Origin of the sequence: Paraburkholderia sp. 40 (genome assembly GCF_050434105.1) — a bacterium.
GTDB classification, from domain to species: domain Bacteria; phylum Pseudomonadota; class Gammaproteobacteria; order Burkholderiales; family Burkholderiaceae; genus Paraburkholderia; species Paraburkholderia tuberum.
Genome location: NZ_JBNPVY010000002.1, coordinates 2,591,689 through 2,611,813, shown reverse-complemented (window position 1 = coordinate 2,611,813; position 20,125 = coordinate 2,591,689). Strand labels below are relative to the sequence as shown.

Here is a 20,125-nt window from a genome sequence, read left to right as displayed (position 1 = left end):
TATGCCATGACGTTGGCTGAAGCGAGTCTCGCGGTACAAGGTGGTCTCACACGCATTCATTTCGCCGATGTCATCGGTGAGAGGAAGCGCGGGCCGCGACAGGATCCCGGCACCGGCCGCCACAGGTTGAGACCTCTCTACACCCGTCACTAACCTGAGAATCGCACGTCGGGCCTTTCAGGTTCCACGCTCCGCTTGAAATCACCTTCGGCTCAATGCGCCTCAATGGACGATTGGGCACCAACATGAATAAAGATTTCCCGGATCTATGTCGCTGGACACAAGGGTATGGTTGGTTCGGCCTTCTCCGGCGCGTTGCCAGTCACGGCTATCACCACCTGATCTGCTCTTCTTTGGTTCATCATGCACTTATCCAAAGTGCTGCCCGCAGCCCATAAAGGAAGAGTACCTGCACACGAGCAGCTTCGAGCATACCAACGAAGCCTAAGCTATCGCGAAGGTCGCCGGGCTCAAGCTTTGCGAGGGGTATAACCGACAGCACGGAACGCGGTACATATCGGTGATGTCCGAACGACGACGATGTTTTGCAGAACGGGCATGTGCTGGCTGCTCATCCGTACGGCACACGAGGCAAAGCTCAACGGGGTTCAGTCGATTTCCGTCTGGGGCTCCGGCTCTCCGAACCGGGAGTTCCTGCACGTCGACGACGCCGGGTCCGCCGCACTGGCCTTGCTCGACGCCGACGGGGCCGAAGGCGTGTTCAATATCGGATACGGACGGGGACACTGCAATCGCGGATCCCGCCCGTCTCGTCTGTGACCTCACCGTACTCTAATTCATCCAGACTTCCTCTCCCCAACACACCGCACGGGTGCGATATCGTTCGAGCACCCGCTGTAGCGTCGACAAGCGGGCTGCGTCATCGTTGCTCGCAAGACGCCGCGTGCCGCGCTCGATCATCAACTGGCGCAATGCAGGCTGGTCGATCAGACTGAAAAGCGCGTCCGCCATGCTGTCGGGCCGAGCCAGATCGACCAGCAGTCCCGCGTCGCCGACCTGCTCGCGCAGCGCCTCGAGGTCCGGGTAAAGGACCGGTACGCCCAGACTGAACGCCTCGAGTGGCGGCAGATTGGTCGGGCCGAAATATGTGGGCATCACTAACGCGACCGACTCGCGATACAAGTAAGGCACGTCGCCGTCCGGAACGAAACCGAGAAAGAACACACGGTCGCCCAGACCGAGATCGGCGGCGACCGAACGCACGTATTTCATGTTGCCGAAATCGCTTCCTGTGAAGACCGCACCTACACGGATGCCATAGCGGGACTCCAGCGCGTGCAGTCCCTTCAACAGAAACACATGGTTCTTGTGCGCCCAGAACTGCGCGGGATAGTAGACGTATTTCAGATCGCGCGGAATTTTATACTTCGTCTTGACATCGACGAAGTGCTCCACGTACGCCTCCTCGGAAAGCACTGTCGCGCGGGCGGGCGAGAATGGCATCAAATGCACGCGTTCGCTGTCTACTCCATATCGCCTGACAACCTTCTCGCGGCCGGCCTGCGAATCGACGAAGATGCCGCAGGCCTTCTTCAAGGCAGATCCGTACAGAAATTCGCGACGCTCGAATTCGTGCTTGATCCGGACTTCGGGAAACTCGACGTCGTCGCGGTGGGCCAGATCCCAAACGGTGAACAGATAGTTGAATCGATCAATCGCCAGTGCGAGGTGGGACGGCGTTGTGAAGTACGCAATGTCCGCGCGCATCACCGAAAGCAAGCGGTCCACCGAAGCCATCTTGCCCGGTTTCCGCAGAAACGCGCGCGGGCCTCCACGGCTATATATTGAACCGAGTCTCGCCGCCAGTCCGCGCAAGCGGGGCACCGGGAAAAAGATAGGCTCAATGCCGCTGCGTCGCAGATCATCGATGGTGGATCGCCGCGTCGTCACAAACTCAACCGCGCAAAGTTCCGGCGGAAGACTCTTTAGCAGCAAGGCAGCATTCTTCGCTTGCTGATACCCCCCCCCAGAGGTATGTTCATAGTCTATAAACGCGACCATGCGAATAGGCCGTTCCAAGGAACCGTTTGAATTCGTCACTCCTCGCTCCACGTTTCTTGGCCATCTATATGACGATCGCAGCGCTCGACAACGGTTCTCGCGCTCTGTTTGAATTTAGATTGCACGAGCTTGCTGGTGCCGTTCGTGACTGATTAAGGCAGGTATTTGGCCGGTCCGACGGCTTCCTGAAAAAAGCCCTTGTGCAAGGCTCATATGACGCTCATGCGGCCCTCGGACATCGAGCTTCCGAGGCGAACAGATGCGTGAAAATCTGTTTCTCCTCGAAAATATTTTAATCTGAATGCCGACCAACTGATTCGAAGGCCTCCTTGTCTCGCGGCGAAACTTTCCCTGGCCAACTCCTAAGCGGACCTCTCCACAGGATCGGCCCTGGCGCCGCTTTTCTTTCGACAGCGGTATTCCGTCGCCGACATCGAGAATTGCCTCCTGAACACCTTCGAAAGCCGCTCGCCATTCGTCAGTCCAACCCTGCGAGCGATCTTGTCTATCGGCAAGTCGCTTCTGACCAACAGTTCACAACTGAGATCGAGGCGCGCTCGCAAAAGATATTGCGACGGTGTCACTCCCATCTCGCGCTTGAACAGACGCAGGAAGTTCCGCTCGCTCATCGCCACAGTACGAGCCGCATCGCCTATTGAAACCGGGCGTCCGCAATTTCGCTCGAGCCAGCGCGCGGATTCCTGTGCCTTTTCCGCCTGCGTGTTCGTTCCCATGGTGCTCAGCACGGTCGTCAAATTCTGATCTTTGGAGACGGTGAAGTGATCGGCAACCGCTGTCGCGATGTCGTATCCGAGGTCCCGCTTCACGAGCGCGAGCGAGTTGATCAGCGCATCGCCGCCTTCGGTCGACCCCGCGACGTTAGACGTCTTCGGACTCCAGATGCCCGGATCGACCGAAGCCCAATCGCGGCGAGAAATGCCCGCTGCCGCCAGAAGCAAGTCGCCGTTGCCGAGAGGGTTGACGACGCCGGTCTGCGAACATGCTATGGTCAATAACCCAATCAGCACTTCGTCGGCGGCTGCACGCTTTGCGCCGGGTCCGCCAGCAATATACAGTGCGTCGAAGCCTTGGAACCGCTGGCCGCCCAGGCGCTCGGTCCAAACGCAAACGGACGACGAACAGGCTATCATCCCACCGCAGGCAGAGACTAGACGGACGCTGTAAGTTGCGTTTCTTCTCAGACTGCGTGACTGAATCTCGTTGGCGATATGAAGCACCTCGGCAAGGGTGCCCGCTTCAAGCAGCGAAAAACCGTCGAACAACAAAATTCCTATGAGCTTGACCGCGCGTTCTTTAAATCCGTGGAAAATACCGTGATTTCCTGCATTGCCTAAGCTAGTAGCGTGGGACATGCCGTTACCTCCTTTTTGCTTCGGTTCCAGATCGCTGCTCTGGCTTGCGTTGGAACGCTGTGGAAAGCGTATGACCTCGTGAGCTTAGTGCCATATTCGATCTACAATTGCCGCGGTGTCCGCCAAAAGCATGTTTCTGGCCGAGAACGTCGCTCCCAGTATCAACAAGACCAAAACATCGTCTGATTTCTTCAGCGCTGAAAGTGAAAACCATAAAGCCGCTCATCAGGGTTTCCCGACCCACTGGACTTGCTGAGCGATAAACCGATCAGACGGCGAAGGCTTCAGCAAGGAAACGATCCGCCAACACCTTGCTGAAAACGGTCATGCATGCAGTCTGAAAATCCCCGCTAGATACCCTTTCTCATGCGCACCCTGAGCTTTGGCTTTGGCTTTGGTTGCCTTCGAATAAACAAGAGCGCGTTCGCGTCACGCGTGACTTCGCCACCGCCATACGACCAGACATGGAGTCGCTTCATGAGCTTCAGCACGAGATATTCGCAATACTATGATCTTTTCTATCATGAGAAGAACTACAAGGCGGAAGCGTCGTTTGTCACCGGATTGCTCGGGCGGTACGGAATAGTTGGAGGTCAAGTGATGGATCTAGGTTGCGGCACCGGACGCCACGCGGCGGAATTCGCAGCCGCGGGATTTTGTGTTTCTGGCGTTGACATGAGCGCCGATATGCTTGCCCGAGCCGCTGCCAGGTGTACCACTCTGCCAGGCGCAGTAGCGAAGCGACTGACGTTTCAGCAAGGCGACGCGCGGATCGTCCGCACGAATGAACTCTACGACGCAGTCGTCTCGCTCTTCCATGTTGCCAGCTATCAAACGACCAACTCCGATTTCATCGCGATGTGTCGCACCGCTGAGACGCACCTGCGGCCATCAGGACTGTTCGTGTTCGATTGCTGGTACGGTCCCGCGGTCCTCGCCGCTCCGCCCGACGTACGCATCAAACGCGCCTCCAGCGAAGAAACCGCGGTGATACGAATCGCCGAGCCCACGATGCGTCCTCATGACAATACTGTCGCGATCAACTACACCATCCTGCTAACGGATTTGAAAACGCAGTCGGTCGAGACCGTCCTCGAGACGCATGTGATGCGCTACATGTTCAAGCCCGAGATCGAACTGATGCTGGACCTCAGCGGATTCGAGGTCCTGGACAGTTTGAAGTGCATGGGCGGCGAGTTGAGTGCTACCGATCTCTCAGCGACATTCGTAGCGAGAAAACGGTGATGCTCGGAAACAGCCCGAGCGAGAAAACGTCGGAAAATAGAACGAATGGCATGTCATAGCCAGCCTCGTCGATGAGTCGAGCCTGAACCGCCAGGCAGTCCTGCGCTGGCTAAGCGCATCGCATCAAAGCGGCTCGCCGAAAGCCGCGTGCGACCACCTGCCACCCGGATTAAGTGTTTGTTCCGTTGCGTGACGGGCCATATTTGCTGCGGCGAGCAGTCGGTCAGCACCGCGCTGAACTTGACCTGCTGTTGCAGAAACTTCGCGAAAAGGCGGTGGCTAGCATGTCGCGCACCACGCCCACCGTGTAGTCCTGCTGTGCTTCGGTAAGCGCGAGACCACTCGGCAGATACAATCCCCTGCGACTCATGCGTTCGGCAATCGGGAAATTCTCTCCCTTGAACATCCCTTGCTTGAGAAAAACCGGCTGTTCGTGCATCGGCCAGAAGAACGGCCGCGCGCTGACACCTGCCTCCGCCAGCATGGACCGGAGCTCGTCGGCACCAAAGGGCAAGCTGTCGTCCAATACCACACCGAAGACCCAATAGATATTCTCGGCATATGGCAATGCCACCGGCGCCAGCCCGATTCCCGGCACTCCCCGCAAAAGGCTTTCGTAGCGGCGGCCCAACTCGCGCTTTCGCGCGATGTGCGCATCTAGCTTCTCGAATTGCGCTAACCCGACAGCCGCCTGGAGGTTGCTCATCCGATAATTCCAGCCAAGCTCTTCGTGGACGAATCGCCTCTCAGGCTTGAAACACAGGTTTCGCAAACTTCTGGCGCGCGTAGCCAGCTCGTCGTCGTCGCAGACGATCATGCCCCCTTCCCCCGTCGTGATGTGCTTGTTGGCGTAGAAGCTGAAGCACGATATATCGCCGAAACTGCCGCACTTCGCTTCGTTATAGGTTTGTCCGATTGCCTGCGCAGCATCTTCGATCACAACGAGGCCGTATTTCCTTGCGATATCCAGCAACGGAGCCATGTCCACCGGCAGACCGAAAGTGTGCACGGCCATGATCGCCCGCGTCCGGCTCGTGATAGCGCTTTCGATCTTCGTCACGTCCATGTTCCACGTATCCGGACTTGAGTCGACCAGTCTCAAGCGGGCACCGGTGCGAACAATGGCCGATGCGCACGATATGATCGTGTGCGTGGGGATGATAACTTCGTCGTCGGGACCGAGCCGCAGAGCCACCGCCGCCACGTCCAACGCAGCGCTGCCGTTCGCGACGGCAATCGCGTGTCTGCGGCCGACGTAACCCGCCATCGCACGTTCGAAACGCTCGACGAACGCCCCGTCCGAAGAAATCCACCCGCTTTCAATGCATTCGTTCAGATAGACGCGCTCCTTTCCGTCGAGCAGGGGTTCGTTCACCGGAATCATCGCGCGCCGTCCTTAACTTCAAGCTCGACGCCTGGGCCGTCGCTCGCTTCACTGCGTCGGCTCAGGTGTGCGGACGCGAAGCGCAATTTTTCCTGCTCTCCCATATAGGGCCCTTGTTTGACTTCGAAGAAAGACGCGTCCTCAAGCATCTCGAAGCCGTGACCGCCCGACGCCAGCAAGATGACATCGCCCGCGTACAGTACACGGCTCGACAGGTAGTCCTTATCGGGCGTATAGAACTTCACCAGGACACGGCCACGCTTGACGAAGAGCACCTCTTGCGTCCATTCGATCTGCCGCACCAACTTGCAGTGAAGATGCGCGTCGATCACTTTTCCGGCGGGATGTTCCATGTACGCGAGTTGCTGAGGAAACTCCTTCGGAGTAAAGAAACTCACACCACTTCTCGAGAACGAATCCCGGATGATCATGGCGAGCGTTTCACCTTCGAACGAGACTACTTCGAAATTCGAGTCATGAACGACCTCTGCGTTGCCCGTTATCGATAGAGCTTCCATTTTTGTTCCTCGAAGAGAGCCGGTAGTATCCCGACACACCGAACCTTCCGGGAGCAAGGCCGCTTTCGACATAAATTGGCCCGCGGACGTCCTTCATGCGTCCCTGAAGCATAGGATCGGTTCGGCGGTCACACGGTCAGATGGCCGAATACGGAATGAAGTTGGCTGACCGGGATATTACGTTGCAGCGTCACCTCGCGCATCTTTATATCCTCGGCAACGACCGCGGAGAGGTCCACACGGACCGCGCCAATATATTGGCACCGTCCGCCATGACCTTGAATGGTCCATATGCATTGCTAAGCTGATGAAATCGCACGTCGTAGCCCTTTGAATCAGGTGGCGGGGCAACTCACGTTCCGACCGACGTGTCTCTCTCGACTATTGGCCATTCACATGAACAGAAACTCTCGCATCTATGTCGCCGGACATAAGGGAATGGTCGGCTCGGCTCTCCTACGGCGCCTTGTCAGTTCCGGATATGATCACGTGATCACGGCCTCGAGACAGTCGCTCGACTTGCTGGATCAGCGCGCCGTGATAGATTTTTTCGCCCGAGAGCATATAGACGTCGTCCTCCTGGCCGCAGCCAAAGTCGGCGGAATTCATGCCAATTCGACTCAGCCGGCTTCGTTTCTCTACGAGAACCTCGTCATCGAAACTAATGTGATTCATGCAGCATTCAAGAGTCACACGCAGAAGCTCGTCTTCTTCGGTTCATCGTGCATCTATCCAAAGCTTTGCCCTCAGCCCATAAAAGAGGATTACCTGCTCACGAGCGCTCTCGAACAAACCAACGAAGCCTATGCCATCTCAAAGATCGCGGGTCACAAGCTTTGTGAAGCGTATAACAAGCAATACGGAACGCGCTTCATATCGGTGATGCCCACGAATCTCTATGGCCCCAACGACAACTATGATCTTCAAGGCAGCCATGTGCTGGCCGCGCTCATCCGCAAGGCGCACGAGGCAAAGCTGAACGGCCTCGAAACGCTCTCGGTATGGGGCTCCGGATTGCCGAGACGGGAATTCCTTCATGTAGACGATCTGGCGTCCGCGGTTCTCGTCCTGCTGAGCAACGACCTGGTCGAGGGCATGTTTAATGTCGGATATGGAAAGGACATAGCGATTGCCGACCTCGCACGACTGATCTGCGATGTCGTCGGTTTTTCTGGATCGCTGAGATTCGACTCGTCGAAGCCCGATGGGACGCCGCGAAAGTTGCTCGACGTATCGAAGCTCGCCGCTCTGGGTTGGGCGCCCACGATTACGCTCAGAGAGGGCATCGCCTCATCCTACGCCGACTTCGAGAATAACGTGCACCGTACCGGGCTCGCCAGCGCCTGACGAATTCACGCGGCCTCCGCGATCCTGCGCCACGGATTGAAGTTCCGCCCCTGGTATCGAGGGTACCCGTCTGCCGACTGCGGTTCCTGTCCCTCAATGCCAGCAAATCATGCGACTTTCAAGGCCACGACAGGTCATTCCGGTTACAGCGGCTTGATCAAAGCGTCGGCCTCGTCCGTTGAACCGGATGAATTGCACCGGATTCGCCGCGATGGATCGGAGTACTTCCATTTCAATGGGCGCGCCTGCTTGTTGTATTGACGGATATAACGCATGAGCTTTTTGTTGAGATCCTTGGTGCTGGTGAATACGCCACGCGCAATGACGTCGCGCTGGATGCGTGCAAACCAGTTCTCGACCTGATTCAGCCATGACGAATACGTGGGGGTGTAATGTATCCACACTTTCGGATGGTCAGCCAGAAATGTTTGAACGGCGTTGGTTTTGTGGCTGCTCACGTTGTCGCAGATCACGTGAATCTCCTTTCCGCGCGGCTGTGCCCATACCACCTCGGTGAGGAACGCAACAAACTGGGCACTGGTATGGCGTGGCGCGGTTTTGCCCAGCACTTCACCGGTGGCAACATTCAATGCGGCGAACAGGCTCAGGGTGCCGTTGCGTTTGTATTCAAAGCCATGACTCTCGGCGCGTCCGGGCGAGAGCGGCAACATCCGGTCCTTGTGATCCAGCGCCTGGATGGCTGTCTTCTCGTCCACGCAGAACACCACCGCATGCAACGGCGGATTGAGGTACAGCCCGATCACGTCGGCTGCCTTCGCCTCAAAGTCGGGATCGTTGGACACCATGTGGGCATCGAGACGATGTGGCCGAATGTCGTGCTTGCGCCAAATACGCTGCACCGTCATGAAGGCCATGCCCAACTGTGCCGCCAGTTTGCGGCTGCTCCAGTGTGTCGAGCCGTCGGCCGGCTTACGTCGCAGTGTGTAGTCGAGCACTCTTGCTTCGAGGCCCGCCAGGTCAGGTCGCGGTGCCCGGCCTGGATGTCTGCCGTACAACCCAGCCAAACGCTCACTGGTGAAACGCATTTGCCACGTTGTAATGAAACGCGAATCGCAACGCAATTCCGCCATGATCGCCGCACGCGAGGCTCCTTCGTCGAGCAGCAAGATCAAACGCGCACGCCTCACCTGGCCAACGGCCATCGTGCGGCTGCGCTGCATCGACATCAACTCTTCGCGCTCGGTTTCACTCAGATTCATTTTGCCCATGCACGATTAGCTCAGTGCAATTTCATTGGTTCAATGGACTAGTCCTTGATTCGACTGCTCAAAGCCCTGGATATCGACCTTTCTAGCGCGTCTCGCGTCAGAAGTTGGGCGGCTGCTTTCATTGCCCGTTCGATGCTCATGCGGTTGCGGCGATACGTCTGCTCTGCGTTTGCCAACGCATCGGCGATGGACCTTGCATCCGCGGAAACAAAGCATATGGCGTCGTGAATCTCCTTCATGCTCATCGGGGGAAGTTCGGTGGAAATGACCAATCTTCCCGACGCGACATATTCGACAACCTTGAAAGGAAAGACCCCGTTACCCATTTTCTCTATCGAAACATGCGGGTTCACCAGCACGTCACAGTCGGAAATCAATTTGAACAAGACTCTTTCGTCCACCCGACCGTGGAAGTGCACCGGGTAATCTTCGGCGGACAGCCTTGCGAACTCGCATGCCAGCGGACCCGTTCCGCAAACGTGAAACATGAGGCGTCCGCCGGACTTCCGGATCAGGTCGAGAACCACGTCAGCACCCTTCTCGACGCTCAGCCCACCGAAATAGCCAACCATCGTTCTAGCATCTGCCGTTCGCGAGAATGGACGCCGCTGTCCACAAGCTTCAATGAGACCGTCCGACACCACGCCCGGACACAGCACCACGGGACAACCGCTGCGTTGTTGTTCGCGTGTCGATAAGTGATCGTTAACCGCAAGACATAACGATGGAGCGGGTAACACATATCGCCATGCGATGAAGTCGAGCAACGGCTTCGGATGCCAGCGGCGACGAGAAAGCAGCCAATCTTCGAACTGGAGGATCAGACGCGCACCGAACCGGTGCGTCAGCACGCGAGCGAGCATCGACTCGAACGCGTACGCGTTATAGATCCATACGGCTTCGGGCTTGCCGACCTTCGCTATCTCATCGCTCAGCGCCAAGACTTCGAAGAGGTTCAGCAGCTTGCCGATGGGCCTTACAGGGTAGCAGCGAAGCGAAATCTCCCGAATGCGTTGCGTGCCGATGACGGAATCCCGAAATTTTCTACGTGACCATCCTGCCTCTATGTGGCCCGTATTGATCAAAAGAACATCCTTGGAAAGTTGCGATGCCAACGCCAGAAAAAACTCCACCTTGCGTGCGGCGCCCAGATTCACATTCGCCCCACGATTAGAGGCGCTGTAAGGGGCTATGAAAACAAGCATTTCTGCTGCTCCACGTCGGCGACTCCTGCTTCAGTGCCACGCAAGTCAACGCCACGTGATCGACGCGTGGACAAATACGCGCCGAGAGAGCACCCGTAGATGTCCCCAAAGCAGACCATCAGAGTCGTCACCAGTGGATACTGCTCGAATAGGTTGATGTCCATGCAGGCTGCAATCGTGATCCCAACGAACACCACATAGCGAACTGCCTGACGCCTCGAATGACGCGGACGGATGCGCCAGAAAAACGCCGTCGCACCCGTCGCGAAAATTAGCATACCCACAATTCCGATTTGAAACTGCATCGTCACGAAGGCGTTATCGATGATCTGATTGAACCGGTATTGCTCAGGGTCGACGCCCGCACGCTCGAGGAGCATGACGGCTGTGTTCGTGCCTACGCCGAGGCCCCGCCCCAAAAAGAGTTCTCCCGGAGTTGCCTCTGACAACTGCTCCGCTATCTTCCCGAGGTTGGATAAACGACCGCCTTCGTCGAGTTGATCAGTCAGCACATCACCGCGGCCGACCGCTTCCACCATATGAGAATAGCCAACGATTGCGAGCCAAATAGCAATCGGTAGCGCAGTCACCACCAGCAGCATCCGATCATTACGGCTCACCCGTCCCCCAAGCGTTTCCCAAACTACTACGCCGACGATGGACGCGATACTGAGCATAGCGAATCGCGTTCCCGAAGAGACGGCAATCGCGACTGCGAGGGAGAGCAATATAAGCCGATAAAACAGCCGGGCGCGGTCCAGAACGAGCACCATGCTTGCAAGCGAAATCGCATACATGCCTGCTAGCGCCGCGTTACTGAACAAGCCCGTGTACCGATCCTGCGCAAATAGAACTTGCTGTATTTGTCCGAGTTGTATCCATTGTCGCAGGACAACGTAAAAGTCCAATGCGGCAAGCGCGAGCAACGCGAGGACGAGGGCCGTTTGTCCCTGCTTCTCGGCCGGCAGCAAACTCGCGAACACAAACAGGCCGAATGACGCATGAACCAGCAGAACCCAGCGCAATCCCGCAGGTAGGAAGAACAATGGCGTCCAACCTGCGATGAACGGCACGATTCCCACCGATACGATGCAAAGAATCCACGTGAAGAACAACAGAATAAACGTACGCATTCCCCCCCGAAAGCGATTCAAACCGAGCGCAAGAGGCCACCCGACTCCGATCAAGGCGATGCTCGCGTCCTTCACGTACTTGACAGCACCTGCTTCATCCATGGCGGCCGAATTTAAGTTCCAGACGTTGATTGCTCCGGTGCCGAGCGCGCCAAGCGCCTGATCCGCGTATTGTGCCAAGGCTGCCGCGAAGAGCGTAAAGACAGCGAGTGAAAATACGAAACGCGGCGACATTCCACACGCTCCTGAGTTACATGCCGACTCGGCCAAACTTCGTCCTTACTCGTGATGCTCCAACGCCCTGTAGCCAGCCAGCGTGATCAGCGCATCCCGCTTGGCGATCTGATAATCGGACAACACCATTTCCCTGACAAGAGCGCCGAACGTCACGGTCGGTGCCCATCCCAGCTTCGCGTGGGCTTTCGACGGATCGCCGAGCAAAGTCTCGACCTCTGTCGGTCGAAAATAGCGAGGATCCACTCGCACGATGACCGTCCCGGGCGCTACCCGGCATTCCCGGCTGCTCACACTTTCGACGATCCCGACTTCATCGACTCCGCTTCCGTCAAACCGAAGCTTGATGCCGAGTTCGCACGCCGCCTGGTGAACGAATTCGCGCACGCTGTATTGCACGCCAGATGCAATGACAAAGTCTTCCGGCTCGTCCTGTTGCAACATGAGCCATTGCATTTGGACGTAATCGCGCGCGTGTCCCCAGTCGCGTTTCGCCGACAAATTGCCAAGGTAAAGGCAATTCTGCGAACCGATTGCAATACGCGCGATGGCGCGCGTAATTTTGCGCGTGACGAACGTCTCGCCCCGAACGGGTGATTCATGATTGAACAGAATGCCGTTGCAAGCGTATATGCCATACGCCTCGCGATAGTTGACCGTGATCCAGTACGCGTACATCTTCGCTACCGCATACGGACTGCGCGGATAAAAGGGCGTGCCCTCCCGTTGCGGCACTTCCTGCACGAGTCCGAACAACTCCGATGTCGACGCCTGATAGAACCGGGCCGTCTTCTCGAAGCCCAGAATTCGCACGGCTTCCAGTATGCGCAACGCACCCAGGCCGTCCGCGTTCGCCGTGTACTCAGGCTCTTCAAACGAAACCGCAACATGGCTTTGCGCGGCGAGGTTATAGATCTCATCCGGTTGCACCCGCTGAATAATTCGCAAGATGCTCGACGAGTCGGTCAGGTCACCATGGTGAAGATGAAAGCGGCGCTGCGATGCATGGTCGTCCTCGTATAAATGGTCGATGCGATCCGTGTTGAAGAGCGAGGTGCGCCGCTTGACGCCATGCACTTCATATCCTTTGTCGAGCAGGAATTGAGCAAGATAAGAGCCATCCTGGCCTGTGATACCGGTGACCAGTGCAACCTTGTTCGACATGGTTCCTTCTCCTTGTTTTGATACTTCGCTGTGCGTGATACTTCTTGCGATTCGTTCAGGCTGTCCTGACATTGGACTCGCCGCCGCTTTTGCCGTACCCGTCCGACCTGCCGTAGCCTGAACCGTATCGCGTCTTGTCGAGCGGAACATCGGTAAAGAGAGTTCCTGCCACGTTCACGCCACTACTCCGCAACCGGTTGAGCGCCTCATACAGTTCGTCCACCGGATGCCGACCGTGCCGAACGACCAGCAGCGTTGTACCGGCCTGCCGGCCGATCAGCGTTGCATCGGTGACAGCAAGCACAGGCGGCGTATCGACGACGACAGCGTCATACCGCCGCGATGCAACATCGAGTATCTCGCTCAGTCTCCGAGTTGTGAGCAAGTCCGCGGCGTTTGGCGTCCCGCCCCCGCGCGGGATCAGGTCGACGCCATTCATGACATCGCGGACGACCACGTCGTCAAACGCCGCACCTTTTAGCAACTCGGTCAAGCCGGGGCCGCCAGCCGGGTTGAAGGATCTGTGTATGTCGCCCATGCGCATGTCGGCATCGATCAGGAGCACCTTTTTCCCGCCCGTCGCCAACACGATTGCAAGATTGGTCGCGACAAACGACTTTCCTACCCCGGCACGGGAACTTGTGATCATCACGACATTGTTCCTGACTTCCGATCCGATCGATTGCAATGCTGTTCGCAAGCTTCGCACGCCTTCGACCGCGACATCCCCTGGCCATACCGCAGCAAGCACATGTATGCCCGGAGCCTTGCGGCGCATTGCCTCCTGCAAACGAATTTGCCGTTCGCTGTGCGGCACGACAGCGCAAACGGGTATTCCAAGGGCTGCCTCGATCTCGGCGCTTCGCTCGATTCCACCAGACAACGCCTTGCGAAGGAACGCGGTGACGATTCCCAGTACAAGCCCAAGCACGGCAGACAACGACAATAGTACCTGCCAGTTAGGCTTGCTCGACTTCTCGGGGGGCACCGCGAGATCGACAATGCGCACGTTGCCTACGTTGCCCGCCTTGACGACACGAAGCTGTTGCGCACTGTTCAGGAGATTCGTATAGAGGTCTGTGTCGACCTGAACGTTGCGCATCAGACGCACTGCGTTTTGCTCCTTATCCGGCAAACTGGCAACACGCTGGCTCAGCGCTTCGCGGTCTTGTTGCAATCGGGCGATCTTCGAGTCCACCGCCGTAAGTAGCGGGTGACCCTCCTTGTAATGCTGCGAGATGTCGTCGCGCTGCTGCAAGAGTCCGCGCAAGGCGGTATCGAGATCGACCACCTGTTGCAGCAACAACCGGCTTTCCACACTCAGATCGACGGTTCCATTGCTATTACGAAAAGCGTTGTACTTATCCTCGGCTTGCTGCAATTCGTCCCGCAGCTTCGGCAATTGACCCTCGAGGAAGAGAAGCGAGTGTTCGGCCTCGGACGAACGCCTTGCAAGATCCTGAGCGAGATACTGCTGAGCAATCGCATTGACGATGTCCGCAGTGCGCACCGGGTCGGGTCCCTCCATGGCAACACCGATCATGCCGGTTTGCGACTTTCTTTCTGAAATGACCAAAGCATCTTTCAGCGCGAGGATCGTGGCCTCCATCGAACTTGACTTCAGTGTAAATTCACCGCCGGGAGAAGCGGATAACTTATTGACGAGAAGATACACCTTGCCGTCGCCGAAAGGCACCACCAGCTCGTGGCCGACTTCCCCTTTTCCGAGCGCTTTGCCGTCAGGTGCAATCAACTTGAAGTACGGGGCCTGTCCCGCCTTTACGATGAATTTGTGGCTGATTGCAGCATGAGGAACATCGAATTTCGATACTTCGATCGACTCGTCGCTCCAGGCGAACTGCCGCAGTCCAAACAGGGGTTTCATGCTGGCGGATCCGCTGCGGAGTCGCGCAATCCAATGGCCAATAAGTGGGAAGTACCGAGGTTGCGCCGTAGTTTGGAGATTCAGTTGCTGCACCGCCTCGCCGACCACGAGGCGTGAGCGAATGAGTTCCATCTCGGCGTCTGCACTGGCTTTCACCCTCGAATCGAATATCGAGGCAAGCCGGCCCAACGCTTCGGCTTCGGGAGAGCTGGACGCGGGTGTGCCAATCTGTATGAGCGCATCGGCCCGGTACAAGGTCGGATGCATCAGGCCGTACAACGATCCCAGCGCGAGAACGCCGAGCGCAATCATGCCGATTAGACGCCAGCTCTCGCCGATTGTGCGAAGGTAATCCGAGATGGAGATCTCATCGCCCTGCAGCGGATCATCGCGCGTGATCTGTTTCCTTGAGGCCATGGTTTCTCGGGTGGAGTGCTTTGCGCCCGCCAGCGGGATAACGCCAGGGGCGACCAGTTACGGGAGCGACGACGCATTGACCGTGCGTCCATTTAGACAGGTACTCTGCTACTACTTCAATGACTGAAATTCGAGAATGCGGAACATTATTTGCCGCCGTAGTCTATTTTAGATAAGCCTGCTGCTCGCGCCGTGTCGAGACCGAAATCGCCAAGATGTTGTCGGGCACGACAGGACGGTCGTTTAGAATGAAACGATCTACTGGCCAGTAGCGTGCCCCCTGGTGTCGTGAGTTAGAAATTCGTTGATGGCCTCAAATCTGAAGCGCAACACCTGTTTCGTATAAGGTGTTGTGATGCACGAAAGAACTCCGTATCAACAGCTTCAACCCGAAGAGCGCCTGACCATTGCAAGCCTGCATCTGCAGGGTTCGAGTGTCCGGGCCATGGCCCGGACACTCGGGCGCTCGCCAGCCACCGTTAGCCGTGAACTGGCGCGAAACAGCTTGCCTGCTGGCTACGCGTCCGTGTCGGCTGAAGCGCTCAGTGCCGCACGCCGCAGCGCGGGTCGCCGCCCCCCAAAGCTTTGCCTGCAAAGCGTCTGCTGGCGCATCGTTCTCACTCTGCTCGAGTGGAAATGGTCACCTCAGCAGATATCGGGCACACTGAAGCGTATGTATCCGACCGACCCAACCCAGCAGGTTTCGCACGAAACCATCTACACGGCTATCTACGCCCAGCCGCGCGGCGAACTGCGCCGTCAGCTCATTGCGTGCTTGCGCCATGGCCACAGCACGCGCATGCCGCGTACACGGGGCACAGACCGGCGCGGACAGATTCCCGACATGGTCAGTATTCATGTGCGGCCGCCCGAAATCGAAGACCGACTGCTGCCTGGGCACTGGGAAGGCGACTTCATCAAGGGTGCCGGCAACCAGTCCTCGGTAGGCGTGCTGGTCGAACGGACCAGCCGTCTGGTGCTGCTTGCCAGGATGGAAGATGCCACCGCCGCTTCAGCGCTGGCCGGCTTCTCCGCCAAACTCAATTCGATTGTCGCGCCATTACGGCAGAGCTTCACCTACGACCAGGGCAAAGAAATGTCGCGGCATAAGGAACTCACCGCCGCAACCGGCGTGAAGGTGTACTTCTGCGACCCGCACAGTCCCTGGCAACGCGGCACTTGCGAAAACACCAACGGGCTGCTGCGCCAGTATCTGCCCAAAGGGACGGACCTTTCGGTCTACAGTCAGGACGAAATTGACGCTATCGCCGACAGTCTGAACAGCCGACCTCGTGCCACTCATGCCTTCCATTCGCCGTTCGAGGTCTTCGCCGCGACCCTTGCTTCAGCAGCTCAACCTCAAGGCTCCAAACATTAAACCCGCCGTTGCGCTTCGACCTTGAAACCGCCCCTGGATGCGGGGTCGGTCCTAAGTCTCGAACGGCCGGTTGCCGATCATCACGACGTGGTGTGCGCCGTGGACAGTAGCTCGTAGTTCCAGCATGTTCCGCGGACTTACAGCAAAACGCAGGACATCGCTTCCCGACACGAGCGTTCCAACCGGAGCGCTCGTACTATTACGCGAAAGCTGCAGCAGATAGAGACCGGACGACGCGCTCTCTACGCGGTTCGCATCGCGTGACACCAGCACCATGACTGCATGCCCTTCTTCGTCCTTCGGGCAGGAAATCTCAGTGTCGAAACTGCCGCCATCGAAATGCACGGTGTAGAGGCCCAATCCACCGATCCGATGCCTGACATCCTCCAATGCACGAAGCGCTCCACTGCGTATCGTCACATCGTCGGTGAAAGTGGTGGCAGGCAGGGTGTAGCGAGGCTGCGGTTCTTTGAAAACACAGTCCGATGACTGGACGGATCCGACAGGGCCGTCAGATCGAACGACCGAAACGCCGAAGGACTGCTGGATGTTGACACCGGAAACGCAGGAGGAGACGTCGAGTTCTCCTATGAACGCCGGGACGAGGACGCCATGACCAAGGTAAGGATCGTCCCATCCGGCGCCAACGGCACCGGTTCGCTTGCGATGGTCGCGATAGCCGACGCGTTCCATATAAACGCCGTTGAAGACAGCCGATTGGCATGCATCAACCAGCACCGCTGGACGCGGCGAGTAAGCGTGCGTTATTTGCATGAAGACATTGCTATTCGAAGGGCGCGCATAGCGCGCCATGACGCGTATGCAGAATCCGCAAATGCCCCGATAGGGATACGCCCTCGCCGGTGACGCGGCATTAGTCCGCGCGCTGAGTCTGCGCTCGCTGTTGATTGACTTGAAGAACGTGGCATCGAACCATTGATCGATCTTGCGCTCATCGTCGCCATAGACGCGGTCATAGATGTTACGTACGTTGATGATGGTGCACTTGTCCGCGAAGCCGCCTCGTTCGTTGTAGTCATCGTTGCGATCGACCCATTGCCCTCCGACAAGAACAGGGACGCCCGTGCGCAGCGCCTCGATATTGCTGAACGTGCATTGTTCCAGCACAGCCGCATAGATACCCACCCCGCAGCCGACAAAGTGAAGTCTGTCAAAGATGCAGCCCGCGAGCGTCGCGGACAGGGCGCCAAAAGCCATGAAGCAATCCACGCATGTCAGATTCTCGAGCCCTGCATCCGTCGCCGTGTCGAATTGATCGAGCAAGCCGAAAGTGACTGGCTGCGACGCGTCCGCCATGCCGTAGCGATAGTTGCCCTTCACCACGGCGTTATGTCCATATAGTTTGACCCCCGGCCATACGCCTACGCAATAGGGCTGTCGCATGGGAGGCTCAGACGGGAGTCTCCTGCCTTTTCCCTGCTTAACCGTGCCATCGTCGTGACAAGGGATGGCCAGTGTTCCGCGCGCGGCTGCAAGGTAGAACGTGCCGTTATCAAGCACAACGCACTGAGTCCGGCCCGTCGATGCATAGAGCGATCCTGCGAATGCGACGGCGCGATTGATCGCGTCACCGTCATCCGTCGTGCCGTCACCGCGTGCACCGAACCATCGGGCATGGATGTCGCCCTCGAATACACGCTTCCAACGCTTTCCGCTCTTCGAAACCAGCACTGTGCCACCATTGTCCCGGCTCAAGACGTCGGTAGGATCGAGCCAATAATATGCAACATCCGAATCGCGTTCGCCCGCAGCGTGCTGAAAAACGAGCAGTCTCGTAAGCGGTCCGCCGTAGTCACGCAAGCTGGCGTAGCCCTGAATCGGACCTTGAGCAAGCACAAATTCAGCGAGGTGTCGGATTTCGGTGTATGCGAGCGAAGACCTGGCGACTATCAGCCTGTCGTCGGGCGACAAATCGCTCACGGGCTGCATCGAGTTCGAACCGCTCTGCGTGTGCGACGGCTGCAGTCCCGATGCCTGCCGCTGCGCCGCTTGTGCAGATGCCCCAGACAGGCCGAAGCAGGCGGCCATGATTCTCCTCAAGGCTCCACGTCTGTTTTTGAGCGCGTTCCCCGCCAACCGCAACTTTTCCTGGAAGTCGGCCATACGTTCAGAAGGTGGGCGCGAGAGTCACGAAAGCGGACCCAGCGACGCGTGCGCAAGAATCTGCTTCCTGCAGAGGCCGATATAGACGCCATATTCGGCGATGATGCTCGCAATGATGGACGACCAGACCACACCCATTCCACTGTGCCGAACTTCAAAAGCAGACATACCTTGAGCGGAATGGATACCGTGCTAAAGATCAGCACGGCAAGCAACTGGGGGCGCAATTCGCTCATTCCATTCAGAAAGATGGTGAAAGCGTTTCCCATTGCTTCAACCACCGCCAGCATCCCCGCCGCGCACAGCAATGAGAAAGGTACAACCAGGTGATTGCCCGTCCAAACCTTCAGAAGCCAGGGGGAAGCTGCCAGAATCAGCGCGCTTGTCAGCACCGCGATGCCGCCCGTGACGCCCATGGACACCTTCAGCGTGTGCCTGATGAACACCTTCTCACCGCGCGCGTGTGCGTCGGCATAGAGACCCCAGAGCGGCCCCGACAGCATGGCCATCCCGACGGTGATCGCCTGGAACAACCGCTGCGCAACGGCCAGTCTCGCCACCTCCTTCGCGCCGAGAATGTTTGAAACGATCAGGGGATCGCATGCGCTGCCGCATATCATGCCAAGTTGAAGAATCAGGAACATGCCGCTCATCCGCAGTAGCAGCCTCGAGTCTTGCCACCCCGTTCCCGCCCATATGCCGCGATGAACTCGAAAAATCCGCTCACGTCGAAGACGCCAAACCAGAATCAACGTCATGGCGACCTGCATGCCATAGGTAGAAAGCACGAGATACGGCAACGATGCGCGATAGCGGTTGCAGAGATAAAGAAGCGGTAGCGAGAAAAAGTATCCGATCGCAGCAGTGATATGTGGCTCCCATGCTCGCTGAAGACCATGAAAAACCTTTCTCACGCCGCTTAGTGGGATGTTCACGCAAAACAGCGTGATGAAAACCACGGTTGACTCCACCGCTTCTCTTGCGACGTCGGCCGATTCGATCTTGAGCAGCCTTTGGAAGTCCAGCAACCTCACGGCACCAACGAGCACAGCCCCAGCGGCTGCGCCGATCACCACGAGCAGCAGTACGCCGCGAGTCACAATCGACTGCAGTTTCTCTTGATCGTCGCTCGTTTTCGCGTCCGCAACCAGGTTGACGAGGCCATTCGCCACGCCAAAGTCAAGCACCGACAACATCACTGCGAGGCTTGATATTGTCATCCAGATGCCAAAGCGCTCTTGCCCGAGATACGGAAGCGTTAAAGAGACCGAGAGCAGCACTACCGCAAAGCCCATCGCGGCACTCACCGCATTGCATGCAGCGGAACGCGCGGCGCGCACATAGCGATCCCTGTCGCGCCCTTCCGAGGCACCGATACCAAACGGCAAGCGACGAAAACAGAGCCGCAGGATGGAAACCGGTGCGCGCACGAAAAAATTATCTGCAAGCGGCATTGGAGCGTGTGAT

14 protein-coding genes and 1 pseudogene are annotated in these 20,125 nt (G+C 57.6%); 4 read left to right on the top strand and 11 right to left on the bottom strand.

What is annotated here, in order from left to right; genetic code table 11:
• Positions 1-343: 343 nt before the first annotated feature.
• Positions 344-741 (top strand): annotated as a pseudogene (locus OKW28_RS13375) (NAD-dependent epimerase/dehydratase family protein); the annotation flags it as partial.
• Between the two features lie 51 nt (positions 742-792).
• On the opposite strand, the gene OKW28_RS13370 reads toward OKW28_RS13375, so the two are convergent.
• Both OKW28_RS13370 and OKW28_RS13365 read right to left on the bottom strand, forming a co-directional pair.
• The gene (locus tag OKW28_RS13370) at positions 793-2,061 is read right to left on the bottom strand and encodes a glycosyltransferase family 4 protein (protein WP_429446185.1); all 1,269 of its coding nucleotides are present in this window, start codon (positions 2,059-2,061) and stop codon (positions 793-795) included.
• 323 nt (positions 2,062-2,384) lie between these two features.
• Positions 2,385-3,395, bottom strand: coding sequence for a GlxA family transcriptional regulator (locus OKW28_RS13365; RefSeq protein ID WP_429446182.1), 1,011 nt, complete (start codon positions 3,393-3,395; stop codon positions 2,385-2,387).
• Between the two features lie 477 nt (positions 3,396-3,872).
• Here OKW28_RS13365 and OKW28_RS13360 point away from each other — a divergent pair, with 477 nt between their 5' ends.
• Positions 3,873-4,640: a class I SAM-dependent DNA methyltransferase gene (locus OKW28_RS13360; protein WP_429446179.1), complete on the top strand. Its 768-nt coding sequence runs from the start codon at positions 3,873-3,875 to the stop codon at positions 4,638-4,640.
• A 223-nt stretch (positions 4,641-4,863) separates the two neighbouring features.
• On the opposite strand, the gene OKW28_RS13355 is transcribed toward OKW28_RS13360, so the two are convergent.
• Both OKW28_RS13355 and OKW28_RS13350 read right to left on the bottom strand, forming a co-directional pair.
• On the bottom strand, positions 4,864-6,024 hold the full coding sequence (locus OKW28_RS13355; protein ID WP_429446177.1) for a DegT/DnrJ/EryC1/StrS family aminotransferase: 1,161 nt from the start codon (positions 6,022-6,024) through the stop codon (positions 4,864-4,866).
• Complete coding sequence (locus OKW28_RS13350; RefSeq protein ID WP_429446175.1) at positions 6,021-6,542, bottom strand: hypothetical protein; 522 nt, start codon at positions 6,540-6,542, stop codon at positions 6,021-6,023. Before OKW28_RS13350 ends, OKW28_RS13355 begins: the two co-directional genes overlap by 4 nt.
• A gap of 396 nt (positions 6,543-6,938) precedes the next feature.
• Here OKW28_RS13350 and OKW28_RS13345 point away from each other — a divergent pair, with 396 nt between their 5' ends.
• Positions 6,939-7,889: a GDP-L-fucose synthase family protein gene (locus OKW28_RS13345; RefSeq protein ID WP_429446172.1), complete on the top strand. Its 951-nt coding sequence runs from the start codon at positions 6,939-6,941 to the stop codon at positions 7,887-7,889.
• 143 nt (positions 7,890-8,032) lie between these two features.
• Here OKW28_RS13345 and OKW28_RS13340 read toward each other — a convergent pair whose 3' ends face one another.
• Genes OKW28_RS13340 through OKW28_RS13320 form a run of 5 tightly spaced genes read right to left on the bottom strand, consistent with a single transcriptional unit; the run spans position 8,033 to position 15,156 of the window.
• Positions 8,033-9,118 (bottom strand): IS630 family transposase, encoded by a 1,086-nt coding sequence (locus tag OKW28_RS13340; protein ID WP_429446169.1) that lies wholly within the window; start codon positions 9,116-9,118, stop codon positions 8,033-8,035.
• A gap of 38 nt (positions 9,119-9,156) precedes the next feature.
• Positions 9,157-10,323, bottom strand: coding sequence for a glycosyltransferase (locus OKW28_RS13335; RefSeq protein WP_429446167.1), 1,167 nt, complete (start codon positions 10,321-10,323; stop codon positions 9,157-9,159).
• Complete coding sequence (locus OKW28_RS13330; protein ID WP_429446164.1) at positions 10,308-11,690, bottom strand: hypothetical protein; 1,383 nt, start codon at positions 11,688-11,690, stop codon at positions 10,308-10,310. The genes OKW28_RS13335 and OKW28_RS13330 overlap by 16 nt, the downstream gene beginning before the upstream one ends.
• Positions 11,691-11,735: 45 nt before the next feature.
• Positions 11,736-12,854: a GDP-mannose 4,6-dehydratase gene (gmd, locus tag OKW28_RS13325; RefSeq protein ID WP_429446161.1), complete on the bottom strand. Its 1,119-nt coding sequence runs from the start codon at positions 12,852-12,854 to the stop codon at positions 11,736-11,738.
• Positions 12,855-12,909: 55 nt separating this feature from the next.
• On the bottom strand, positions 12,910-15,156 hold the full coding sequence (locus tag OKW28_RS13320) for a polysaccharide biosynthesis tyrosine autokinase (RefSeq protein ID WP_429446158.1): 2,247 nt from the start codon (positions 15,154-15,156) through the stop codon (positions 12,910-12,912).
• 355 nt (positions 15,157-15,511) lie between these two features.
• Here OKW28_RS13320 and OKW28_RS13315 point away from each other — a divergent pair, with 355 nt between their 5' ends.
• On the top strand, positions 15,512-16,534 hold the full coding sequence (locus OKW28_RS13315; protein ID WP_429446156.1) for an IS30 family transposase: 1,023 nt from the start codon (positions 15,512-15,514) through the stop codon (positions 16,532-16,534).
• A 51-nt stretch (positions 16,535-16,585) separates the two neighbouring features.
• Here OKW28_RS13315 and OKW28_RS13310 read toward each other — a convergent pair whose 3' ends face one another.
• A complete protein-coding gene (locus tag OKW28_RS13310) occupies positions 16,586-18,583 on the bottom strand; it encodes a hypothetical protein (protein WP_429446153.1) in 1,998 nt (665 codons plus the stop codon).
• A gap of 8 nt (positions 18,584-18,591) precedes the next feature.
• On the bottom strand, positions 18,592-20,112 hold the full coding sequence (locus OKW28_RS13305) for a lipopolysaccharide biosynthesis protein (RefSeq protein ID WP_429446150.1): 1,521 nt from the start codon (positions 20,110-20,112) through the stop codon (positions 18,592-18,594).
• Between the last annotated feature and the right edge of the window lie 13 nt (positions 20,113-20,125).